The following is an 11,713-nucleotide window of genomic DNA, read 5'->3' on the forward strand; positions in this document are numbered from 1 at the left end:
TGTCAATTTTTACAATACATTTGTACTATCCGTGGGTAGCGATCGCACTCCTGCAAGTGCCTTAACAAAAGTTCATACAGTGTCGATTACTTTTGTCCGACTACTTACAACGATACTTACGGTCATTTGGCTGGCGATTTGTGTTTGCAACAGGTCGCGGATGCTATTCGTCGTGCTGTCAATCGTCCCATCGATTTAGTTGCTCGTTATGGCGGCGAAGAGTTTGCCGCGATCTTACCGAATACGACAGCTGAGGGTGCTGTTGCGATCGCACAAACTATCCGTGAAAACGTCAGTGCATTAAAACAAGTCCATACTGCTTCCTACGTAAGCGAGTACGTTACGGTCAGTTTGGGTGTCGCCAGTACGTTTCCTGATTCTGAGTTTTCTCCAGATCGGCTGATTGCAGCAGCTGACGAGGCCCTCTATCGCGCAAAGGCTTTGGGGCGCGATCGCTTTTTTCTTCACAATCTCGATTAAAGTTTTGCTCCCCCACTGTGAAAACGAATGGATTTTTTGTATTGTAAATCACATTACTTACGTATATCGGCAACGCAACTTTACTAAAACTTCACAAAATTGACCGATATAGGTAAGTTTGATAAAAAATTGGTAAATTTTTGCTATGGATGGATGCAGTTATTTATACATTTATACTAATCTAGATGCGAAAGCGAAAATTCAAGGTTAGCAAAAATACTTAAATAATTAGCGCTGAGGATGAAAAGTAAGCCATAATTATTCAGTAGATTTGGATTTTTTCACTCAAATATATGCGCTCTGTATAAAAGTTAACTTTGATATGTTGATTTCGCGAAGCTTAACTGTGGAGTAAAGGTATTTTCTTTTCAGAGAGTATCGATTTCAATAAGCGGAATTACTGACTACCATTTTTTTACTCAAAACTTGCAGAGGCAGTTATGATACGTAATTTTGCGCTAGGAATTGTTTGTACGGGCGTAACTCTTTTGGGAGTTGTGACTGGGCCCGTTGCCGCAGCGACATTCAATTTAGGAAATTTGATCGATAGCAACGGTAGTTTCACTGTTGGTGATAAGCTTTTCAGTGATTTTACGGCGACGATCGGTTGTCAGCCTGCGGTATGCAATCCGGCATTTGTGGGCCCGCTCGATCCCGATTCCATATCGGTAACAACACTGGACACCGGTCTGGAAGGCATACGATTCTCCGGGCCATTTTTCGCCGATGCGAACAACGCGATCGATGTGGTAATTGGCTATTCGGTAGAAGCTTTAGATCCGAATATGGCGATTAGCGATATTCATCTAGCTTTCAACGGTCAACCCATCCCTCCACCACCGATAGGCAACTCAAGAACGTCTGTGGTGGAAACGGTATTTGATGTGGATAATAATATTATTGGCCAGACGTTTGTCTCCAATCCTCCGCCCATACTTGACAATGCGATCGATCTGGATAAACCTGTGAAGAAGGCCAAAGTAGTGAAAGACATCCAACTCAAGGGTGGAACTACTGGATTGGCTACGATTTCTTTTATCGATCAGCGCATCTCTCAAACTAAGGTACCAGAACCGGGTACAGTCGGTAGTTTGGTTCTGTTCGGCTTATGCGGTATGGGTCTGATCCTGAAACGGCAGCGAGAACAAAGTGTAAATTTGCGCTTAGGGGCTGTCTCTAAGGATAACCACAAAGTCTTTAGTTAATCGAGGAAAAGAATACTGCGATCGGATTGAATACTTGTACAAAATATGCTGAACCATATTTTGTACAAGTATTCTCTAATTAAGAGGGTTCCGCTCGTTCCTACTTCCTCTTGCGGCTTGTTGTGGCAGAAATTAATCGTTCCACTCACCACGGGGGGGTACTGGCGTTCGTTGCAGGGTGCGAGTTAGGTCATCATCTCGCCGATCGCCACCTTTAAGCCATTGTCTGATGGCCGATTCAATCACCTTGCTGGGGTCATTGGTGAGGTGCTGAATTTGATCGAATAAATCTGAATCCAAGTGGATAGAAACTTCCACCTTATCATTTGAGCGATGGGTATCTAAAGCTGGTTCTTTCATTTGCAACACAATATTCTAATCGATAATGGTGGAGACCGCAAAACGCGATTAAATCAATCTGCACTGACTGCCTTGTGGGCGGGAGTTTTCAGCAATTGCTATTATGCAGCGCCTATTAATTTTTTGAACTACTTTGCCTTTTATTTAATATTGTACAGGAGCGAGCAAAAAACTGTTACGACCAAAGCTTTTAGTATAACCCATAAACGAATAAATTTATCAGGTCGTTAAACTGTGTCAATTTTTGTGTCAGCCGATCGGCCCTGGATTGCCTGTAGCGCTGGGAATGGAAGAAAGCGATCGAGAATGAAACGCGATCGGCTCTGAAAACATTAAAATATTTTAAGAAAGCTATATTACCTTTGTGCAGCGATCGCCGATCGACCTTAAAGAGAACTGTATGACTGATGTGCCCGTTGCTCGCATTCGCAATTTTTGCATTATCGCCCACATCGACCACGGCAAGTCTACCTTGGCCGATCGTCTGTTGCAAGCTACCGGAACTGTAGCCGATCGAGATATGAAAGCACAGTTCCTCGATAACATGGAGCTAGAACGAGAACGCGGTATTACCATTAAGCTGCAAGCAGCTAGGATGAACTACAAAGCCAAAGATGGGCAGCAATACGTTCTCAATCTCATCGATACCCCCGGTCACGTCGATTTCTCCTACGAGGTCTCCCGCTCTCTCGCTGCGTGTGAAGGCGCTCTGCTGGTGGTGGACGCCTCCCAAGGTGTAGAAGCGCAAACTCTGGCAAATGTTTATCTAGCATTAGAGAATAATCTCGAAATTATCCCGGTTTTGAATAAAATTGATTTACCCGGTGCCGAGCCGGAGCGGGTAAAAAAAGAAATCGAAGAAATCATAGGTTTGGATTGTAGTGGAGCGATTTTAGCTTCAGCGAAAGAAGGAATCGGGATAGACGAAATTCTCGAATCGATCGTACATTTGATACCCGCACCGCAAGATACAGTATCGCAACCCTTGCGAGCGTTGATTTTCGATAGTTATTACGACAGTTACCGAGGCGTAATAGTTTACTTCCGGGTGATGGACGGTACGGTGAAGAAAGGCGATCGCATTCGCTTGATGGCGACGGGGAAAGAGTACGAAATTGACGAGTTAGGCGTCCTTTCCCCCAACCAAATTCAAGTCGGCGAACTGCACGCCGGAGAAGTAGGCTATGTGGCGGCGGCAATTAAAGCGGTGGAAGATGCCCGCGTCGGCGATACAATTACATTGGCATACGAACCAGCCGCCGAACCTTTACCGGGATACGCGCAAGCCAAACCGATGGTATTCTGCGGGATGTTTCCCACCGATGCCGATCGATTTCCAGATTTGCGAGAAGCGTTAGAAAAATTAAAGCTCAACGACGCCGCTTTATCCTACGAACCAGAAACTTCCAGCGCAATGGGATTTGGTTTCCGCTGCGGATTCTTGGGATTGCTGCACATGGAAATTGTGCAAGAACGCCTGGAGAGAGAATACAATCTGGACTTGATTATTACCGCTCCTTCTGTAATTTACAGGGTAACGCCTGTTAAAGGAGAAATTCTCTATATCGACAATCCCAGTCATTTACCAGACCCACAACACCGGGAGAAAATCGAAGAACCCTACGTGCAAGTGGATATGATTACGCCGGAAGAATACGTGGGGACTTTGATGGAATTGTCTCAAACTCGGCGCGGCATTTTCAAGGATATGAAATATCTCACCCAAGGAAGAACCACGTTGAGTTACGAGTTACCTTTGGCGGAAGTCGTGACCGACTTTTTCGATCAAATGAAATCTCGCTCTCGCGGATATGCGAGTATGGAATATCACTTGATCGGTTATCGAGAAAATCCTTTGGTGCGTTTGGATATCTTAATCAACAACGATCCGGTAGATTCTTTGGCGATGATAGTCCACCGAGATAAAGCTTACAACGTGGGTAGAAGTTTGGTGGAAAAACTGAAAGAATTGATTCCCCGTCACCAATTTAAGATACCACTTCAAGCTGCGATCGGCAGTAAAATTATTGCCAGCGAACATATCCCCGCATTGCGAAAAGATGTGTTGGCAAAATGCTACGGCGGCGACATTTCGCGGAAGAAGAAACTGTTGCAAAAACAAGCCAAAGGTAAAAAGCGCATGAAAGCGATCGGTACTGTAGATGTACCCCAAGAAGCTTTTATGGCTGTTTTGCGTTTGGATAAAGAATAGCTTGTTTTTGGTATTGGGTAGTGACAGAGGGAAAAGGGAAATGCTCTTTTCCCTCTTTTTTTTGGTATCTTTCTGTTTGTTTCATCTCATATCCCGTAGCATCGATTGCCAAAAAATGCCTTTCTATTTGCCTTTATCTGCGTTTATCTGCGTTCATCTCTCTTCATCTGCGGTAAAAATTTAACCCCAGATTCTCACAGATAATCTTGAGCATCAGTCTGACATTACCGATGCACCGGACATGATATTAGTGGTTTGAAATGATTCTGCAACGAAAATCTTCTTTGTCTCTGTGTGAATGTTTTAATCCCTGAAAGGGATTTTGGTGGTTTGAAATGTCAAAGATTTGTTAATTCCAGTCATTGAGGATGAAGCACGTTTCAATCCCTGAAAGGGATTTTGGTGGTTTGAAATTTTGCAAACCAGGCGAGAGATTTCACAAGCTAAAGTTTCAATCCCTGAAAGGGATTTTGGTGGTTTGAAATCAAGAGATTTGCAAATTAATTATAGAATATAAAGAGTTTCAATCCCTGAAAGGGATTTTGGTGGTTTGAAATCTGCTGAATTTGTGACTGTTTCGTCAGAGCTTGTTTCAATCCCTGAAAGGGATTTTGGTGGTTTGAAATCGACTGGGGAAAACGAACCGTAGAAGCCTTAGTTTCAATCCCTGAAAGGGATTTTGGTGGTTTGAAATAATCTTGGCTGCACCCATCACAGCGTTGAATCCGGCGACGTTTCAATCCCTGAAAGGGATTTTGGTGGTTTGAAATAAATAGCGAAGTTTTTATGAATTGCATACATTGCGTTTCAATCCCTGAAAGGGATTTTGGTGGTTTGAAATTTCTTCGATATCACAAGGGAGATTGCTTTGTAGTATTCGTTTCAATCCCTGAAAGGGATTTTGGTGGTTTGAAATATATGGATTGGTGGGGAAGCGAATCAGTAAATAGCGTTTCAATCCCTGAAAGGGATTTTGGTGGTTTGAAATGCGATGATGCGGAATTTGCATTCCCATACGAGGCGGTTTCAATCCCTGAAAGGGATTTTGGTGGTTTGAAATCATGGGTTCTGCCGCTCGAACCGGGATTTCTACAGGTTTCAATCCCTGAAAGGGATTTTGGTGGTTTGAAATCAGAGTATTCTAATTTAATCAATTCCCTGACAACGTTTCAATCCCTGAAAGGGATTTTGGTGGTTTGAAATTTGTTGCTTGGCTCATACTGTCTCGAATCGCGACGTTTCAATCCCTGAAAGGGATTTTGGTGGTTTGAAATGGCAACATCCTCAAACCCAGACAGTATGAAGTTTTCAAGGTTCGTTTGCGACTGACAAGATAAAGAATACCATTTCAGGAACCGGCTTGTAAAGTAGGTCTCGAAAATTTTTCGTAAAAGCCAGTAGTGACAAGGCTTCCAGAGACCGCGACTACCACCTTTAGCACCCAAAACCGTCAAAACCTTAGCCAGCAAAGATTTCAGCCAAAATTCAGACATTGCCAACTCAAACACCCCCAGGTAGTCGCAGCGATACAGCTTGGCCAGAGCAGAGAATGCCGAGGATCGATCGCGATCGTACCCCGAAAACATCAGGACTGTCCAGCTTAACCGAGAGGAGTGGGGGCGCTAAAAGTCAAAAGTCAAAAGTCAAAAGTAAGAAATTTTTCCCTCTTCCCTCTTCCTTCTTCCCGACGCCCTAGACCCTCCCGCGAAATAAAATTTTATAAAGACTTATGAAAAAAATCAACCGATTTTGCTGTATCAGAGTAAAGATTTGATGAATCCGGTTAACAAAAGTCGCCTTTTGAGGGATTCTTTGCTAACTTGCTAGTTGTGCAGTCACGCTTTCATATCCGGCAAACAGTAAAATGTCCCAAAGTCTTATCCAAAAATGTCATAAAACGGCAATTTCATCAGAAGCATCTCAACAAGAATGGAATGTCAGCAGACCATAAAGGGTGCAAGCCAGTTATATTTGGAACGGCGGTATTTACTGCTTGACAAAATGTATCATTTGTTAAAAAATTATGAGAATTTTGGTCACTGGTGGTGCTGGGTTTATCGGTTCGCATCTGATCGATCGCCTCATGGAACAAGGACATGAAGTGATTTGCTTGGATAACTTTTATACAGGCCACAAGCGAAATATCCTCAAATGGCTGGATAAACCCTACTTCGAGTTAATCCGCCACGACATCACCGAACCGATTAGGTTGGAAGTGGATCAAATTTATCACCTAGCTTGTCCCGCTTCCCCCGTCCATTATCAATTCAACCCCATCAAAACCGTCAAAACAAACGTGATGGGAACAATGAATATGCTAGGCTTGGCAAAGCGCGTCAAAGCAAGGTTTCTACTTGCTTCCACATCGGAAGTATACGGCGATCCAGAAGAGCATCCCCAAACAGAAGAATACAGAGGCAATGTTAATACTATTGGGATCAGATCCTGTTACGACGAAGGCAAGCGCATCGCAGAAACATTATCTTTTGATTATCACCGAGAAAATAATGTAGAAATTCGCGTAGCGCGAATCTTCAACACCTATGGACCCAGAATGTTAGAAAACGACGGTCGCGTCGTCAGCAACTTTATAGTTCAGTCACTGCGGGGTATCCCCCTGACCGTATATGGAACCGGTTCCCAAACGCGCAGTTTTTGCTACGTTTCCGACTTAGTGGAAGGTTTGATGCGGCTGATGAATGGCGATCGCACCGGGCCGATCAATTTAGGCAATCCGGACGAATACACTATTCTACAACTGGCGCAGAAAATTCAGCAAATGGTGAATCCAAATGTTGAGATTAAGTACGAACCGCTACCGCAAGACGACCCCCGCAAACGCCAACCGGATATTACAAAAGCGAAAACTTGGCTGGGATGGCAGCCGACGATCCCTCTGGAAGCAGGGCTGAAGCTAACAATAGAAGATTTCAGGGCTCGCATCGAGAACTCCGAAGCATCAACAATCGGCTAAAGAAGGAATGTAGGGTATTTGGTTCCGGTTGATAGCGATCGCTAACTAAGTTTTGGGTACTATACATCAGGGCATAATCAAAAAACAGGAGTAGAGTACATCTAAGTTAGCAACATACCCTACATTCTCTATCCAAAACAAAAATTTCCATATTAGCGGAAAGCTAATATAACTGGAGTTTAGTCATTTACTTTGAGGATAAGCACAATATGCGTGTTTGCGTTATAGGTACCGGATACGTTGGTTTAGTTACAGGCGTTTGTTTGGCACATACCGGTCATCATGTGATCTGCGTAGACAACAACGAAGAAAAAGTTAAGTTAATGAAAGCCGGACAATCGCCGATATTTGAACCGGGATTATCCGAACTGATGCAGTCTACCTACCAGAACGGATTGCTGGAATTTACCACCGATATCGCCGCAGGTGTCCAGCACGGAGAAATTTTATTCATCGCTGTGGGAACGCCTCCATTGCCAACAGGAGAAAGCGATACCCGCTACGTAGAAGCAGTTGCCCGTGGCATTGGGGCCAATCTCAACGACGGCTATAAAGTAATCGTAAATAAATCTACCGTGCCGATCGGATCGGGCGACTGGGTACGCATGATCGTCATGGACGGGATCGCCGAACGCCAAAAAGTGCTGGTAGGTGCTGGTGGCGTGGAAGCAGCCGTACAAAAAATCGCCGCCGAATTCGATGTCGTCAGCAATCCGGAATTTTTACGCGAAGGATCGGCAGTTTACGATACCTTTAACCCCGATCGCATCGTTCTGGGCAGCAACAACCAGAAAGCGATCGATCTGATGAAACAACTATACACCCCCATCATCGACCGTAAGTATGCCGAAAATCCATCTTTACCGCCAGTACCGGTAGTGGAAACAGACATCAACTCGGCAGAAATGATCAAGTACGCCGCCAACGCTTTCTTAGCAACCAAAATCAGCTTTATCAACGAAGTAGCTAATATTTGCGATCGCGTCGGCGCTGACGTTACCCAAGTCGCCAAAGGTATCGGTTTAGACTCCCGCATTGGTGGCAAATTCTTGCAAGCTGGGATTGGTTGGGGCGGTTCTTGTTTCCCCAAAGATGTCTCCGCCCTCGTCCACACCGCTAAAGATTATAACTACACAGCCGAACTTCTGGAAGCAGCTGTGAAAGTCAATCAACGTCAGCGTCTGATTGCAGTCGATAAACTGCAACAAGAACTGAAAATACTCAAGGGTAAATCCGTCGGTTTGTTGGGGTTGACTTTCAAACCGGATACCGATGATATGCGGGACGCCCCAGCCCTGAATATCATCGAAGAACTCAACCGTTTGGGGATGAAAGTCAAAGCTTACGATCCGATCGTTTCTCAAACCGGTTTGCGTCACGGTTTAAGCGGCGTAATTGTCGAAACAGATCCGGAACGTTTGGCAGATGGTTGCGATGCTTTGGTACTGGTCACAGAATGGGATCAGTTCCGCACTTTAGACTACGCCAAAATGGCTAAATTGATGAATCATGCCGTCATAATTGACGGTCGTAACTTCCTGAATCCCAAGGAGATAGAAGCCGCAGGATTCCGTTATGTAGGAATTGGCCGATAAGGGAATTTTAGATTTTGGATTTGGGATTTTGGATTGAATTGAATTTGAAATCTCAAATCTGGAATCTAAAATTTATCAGTTTGCGATCGGGCAAAAAAATGCCAGATTAAACCAGCTACAATCAAGCCAATACCTGTTAACCAAATCTGCCTTTCTACCCAGAAAGCGAGAAACAAACAAGCTGCCAAACCCATCCAGGCTAAATATTTAGGATAAAGCCGTTCTTGGGTTGGCAGCTGCAACGCTGCTAAATTAGTAATCGCGTAATAAATCAAAACCGTAAAAGCGCTAAACGACCAGGTGGTTTTGACATCTCCAATTAAAACTAAACTTGCGATCGCAATTCCCACCAACAACACAGCCGCATAGGGTGTCGTCCCACCCCGATCCAAATTTGCTAAGATTCCCGGCAAATCTCCCCGCCTTCCCATTGCCAACACTACGCGGGACAAACCGAGAATCAAGTTCAGCAATACACCCAGCATCGCCGTCATGGCACCCACTGCTAAGATCTGCGTAGCTCCCGGAATGCCAAAACTGCGAGCTGCCACTTCCAACGGTGCAGTTACCCCACCCAGTTTATCCGCACCCGCCGCGAGTACGGCAACTATTGCCACCGCAGTATAAAGCAGCATCGTTATCGCCATCGCCACAATAATTGCTTTGGGAATAGTGCGGCGCGGGTCTTTTGCTTCCTCTCCCATTGTGGCGATGCGTCCGTATCCGGTATAGGCAACAAACATCAAAGCGCTGGCGTGGAGAACTGTCGAAATAGAACCTTTGAAAAAAGGAGTGACATTATTTACACCAGTAGTTGTTACTTTTGGCAATCCTGCCAGAATAAAGAAACCCAAAGATAGCAGGGTTACTGAGACAATAATAATATTGACAAGATTCGATCGCTTAATGCCGCTAAGTACTATTAAAGTAAAAAAAAGCACAGCTGTCAGAGCGATCGGTACCAAAAAGCGAGAAGATGGGAGTGCGTTCGCGACAGCGATGCGTAGCATTATCGCATTTTGCAAATAGCCAGCAAAACCCAAAGCCGCAGTTGCCGCAGAAGCAGTCTTTGCGACCAGAAACATCCAACCCGCCGTGAAACCCAACCAAGGCGTGAGATACTTGTAACCGTACTCGTAACTGCCGCCGCTGACTGGATGACTGGCAGCTAACTGGGCACTGTTGAGAGCATTAAAAGTCGCCACAAAAGCACCGATTATCACCGCCAGAATTACCGCTGGGCCAGCAATACCCGCCGCCACACCGATACTGACAAATACCCCTGTGCCAATAATCGAGCCCAGACCCATCATAGTAGCGCCCAAAACGCCCAATTCTCGTTGTAGCTGCGGTGGTACGGGTGTCGAATTTGACATATAACTAGGGGTTAGGGACTAGGGGCTAGGGGTTAGGGGAAGAAGCTAGTTTGTAGGTTGGGTTTCGTACCTCAACCCAACTTACAAATTAACTATATTTAACCGACACCGGGGAAATGTTCGATTTGAGCGTAGCCGCTGAAGAGCAACTTTTTGCCTTGAGTTTCCAAGCGGTTGATTCGCATCGTTACGCCGTCGAGGTCGAAGCGATCGAGATCTACCATATTATCCAACACTTCAGCCAGCGCCTTTGCCAAAGTTTGAGAAGTTTCTCGCAACTCTTCCGGTACGCCATCTGGGTGAAACTGGGGGTCTTTAAAAGTAATGCGGCGACGACGTTCGACGCCTAGCGTCATCGTCATGCTAATCGGTACTGTACCGCGCTCCGGTAGCTCCGCTTTAGCAAACAGCCGAATGCGATTACCGTTCTCCAGTTGCAGCTGCACTTCTGTAAAAGAAACCGATTCTCCCCCCGTCAGATCGTTTAAGGAGTCGATAGAAAGATTTTGCAGGCGCTTTCTCACCAGTTCTGCTTTAAAAGCTTGATTTATACCTTCTTCCGATAAGGTAACTAAAGCGATCGCTTGCGTGGGTTGCTTCAGCGTAATCTTTCCTTTCAAAATCGAGCTGAAGTCCAGAGATACCGCATCCGTCTCGAACGACATCTCTTCAACCGGGAAATCCCTGCGAATTACCAAGCCGCGACCGCTCATCTTAAAGCTGTCGATGCTCCCTTGCAACAGTTTGCTGGAGGGCGAGCAGCGCACAGAGACCTCCACAGACTCGCTCTTAGTGAACAAGTGGCGGATGGATTGGCTGGCGACAGTGTTGAGCATCCGCTCACCCCAATCGCCACCACCAGGATTAGTAAAACCAGTCAGACCACCTAACATAAAGTTTTGTGTCTATAGAAAGTCTTTCTCCGTTGTAACAAAATGTGAAAAACTCAGCAATCCATTGCCGAATTAGCAAAAATTATGGTATGTATTCCCAAATACTTATAGTTAATGCTTGAGAGTCGATCGACCTAGAGAGGATGTCAGCCTGTAAGCCTTACCGGTTAAGGATATCAGCGATCGGCGCAGACACCATTTGTTTGAATTTTAGTTTCAATTTTGACAACGAGCCTGTCAAAAGCTGTACGTAAAAGCTAAATTAGCGGTAATATTTCAATTTTTAATTTTTTCATCTCTCATGTTTTAATCCCTCATCCGGATGAGGATAGGGCCGATCGAACCCGCTAGGCCAAAACTGCAATCGGATTCGACTCAGAGCATACCATGTTTTCTGCAATTATCATCATTTTCCACACTCGTGGCGGAGGATAAGGTGGTTTTTAGCAATAAAGTGCATGGGTGCAACTTGTCCGGAAATACATTTAAGAAAGTCAAAAGGCGCTAGGGATTAGGGGCTAGGGACTAGGGGAAAGGGAAAAGGGAAAAGGGGAAAGGGAAAAGGGAAAAGGGAAAAGAGAAAATATTCATTCTCCCACTCCCCCCCTCCCCCACTCC

General features: G+C 45.1%; 7 protein-coding genes, 1 pseudogene and 1 CRISPR repeat array. Of the genes and pseudogenes, 5 read left to right on the plus strand and 3 right to left on the minus strand.

Annotation, left to right across the window (positions count from 1 at the left end; all coding sequences use genetic code 11):
• Nucleotides 1-93: 93 nt before the first annotated feature.
• Both H6G03_RS35415 and H6G03_RS35420 read left to right on the plus strand, forming a co-directional pair.
• Nucleotides 94-480: pseudogene (locus tag H6G03_RS35415) on the plus strand (diguanylate cyclase); the annotation flags it as partial.
• A gap of 440 nt (nt 481-920) precedes the next feature.
• A complete protein-coding gene (locus H6G03_RS35420) occupies nt 921-1,685 on the plus strand; it encodes a PEP-CTERM sorting domain-containing protein (RefSeq protein ID WP_190475321.1) in 765 nt (254 codons plus the stop codon).
• Nucleotides 1,686-1,817: 132 nt separating this feature from the next.
• Here the strand turns inward: H6G03_RS35420 and H6G03_RS35425 are convergent, their stop codons facing one another.
• On the minus strand, nt 1,818-2,045 hold the full coding sequence (locus tag H6G03_RS35425) for a hypothetical protein (RefSeq protein WP_190475323.1): 228 nt from the start codon (nt 2,043-2,045) through the stop codon (nt 1,818-1,820).
• A gap of 400 nt (nt 2,046-2,445) precedes the next feature.
• Here H6G03_RS35425 and lepA point away from each other — a divergent pair, with 400 nt between their 5' ends.
• The 3 genes from lepA to H6G03_RS35440 all read left to right on the plus strand — a co-directional run bounded on the left by lepA (nt 2,446) and on the right by H6G03_RS35440 (nt 8,826).
• Nucleotides 2,446-4,257, plus strand: a complete 1,812-nt coding sequence (gene lepA / locus H6G03_RS35430) for a translation elongation factor 4 (RefSeq protein WP_190475325.1) — start codon at nt 2,446-2,448, stop codon at nt 4,255-4,257.
• Nucleotides 4,258-4,557: 300 nt separating this feature from the next.
• A CRISPR array of direct repeats spans nt 4,558-5,531; the repeat unit is 37 nt; unit sequence GTTTCAATCCCTGAAAGGGATTTTGGTGGTTTGAAAT.
• Between the two features lie 749 nt (nt 5,532-6,280).
• Complete coding sequence (locus H6G03_RS35435) at nt 6,281-7,231, plus strand: UDP-glucuronic acid decarboxylase family protein (RefSeq protein WP_190475327.1); 951 nt, start codon at nt 6,281-6,283, stop codon at nt 7,229-7,231.
• A 209-nt stretch (nt 7,232-7,440) separates the two neighbouring features.
• The gene (locus H6G03_RS35440) at nt 7,441-8,826 is read left to right on the plus strand and encodes a UDP-glucose dehydrogenase family protein (protein WP_190475329.1); all 1,386 of its coding nucleotides are present in this window, start codon (nt 7,441-7,443) and stop codon (nt 8,824-8,826) included.
• Between the two features lie 65 nt (nt 8,827-8,891).
• On the opposite strand, the gene H6G03_RS35445 is transcribed toward H6G03_RS35440, so the two are convergent.
• Both H6G03_RS35445 and H6G03_RS35450 read right to left on the minus strand, forming a co-directional pair.
• Nucleotides 8,892-10,202, minus strand: coding sequence for an APC family permease (locus H6G03_RS35445; protein ID WP_190475331.1), 1,311 nt, complete (start codon nt 10,200-10,202; stop codon nt 8,892-8,894).
• A gap of 98 nt (nt 10,203-10,300) precedes the next feature.
• Nucleotides 10,301-11,095, minus strand: coding sequence for an LmeA family phospholipid-binding protein (locus tag H6G03_RS35450; protein ID WP_190475333.1), 795 nt, complete (start codon nt 11,093-11,095; stop codon nt 10,301-10,303).
• Between the last annotated feature and the right edge of the window lie 618 nt (nt 11,096-11,713).

The sequence above is a fragment of the Aerosakkonema funiforme FACHB-1375 genome, from assembly GCF_014696265.1.
Classification (GTDB): Bacteria; Cyanobacteriota; Cyanobacteriia; order Cyanobacteriales; family Aerosakkonemataceae; genus Aerosakkonema; species Aerosakkonema funiforme_A.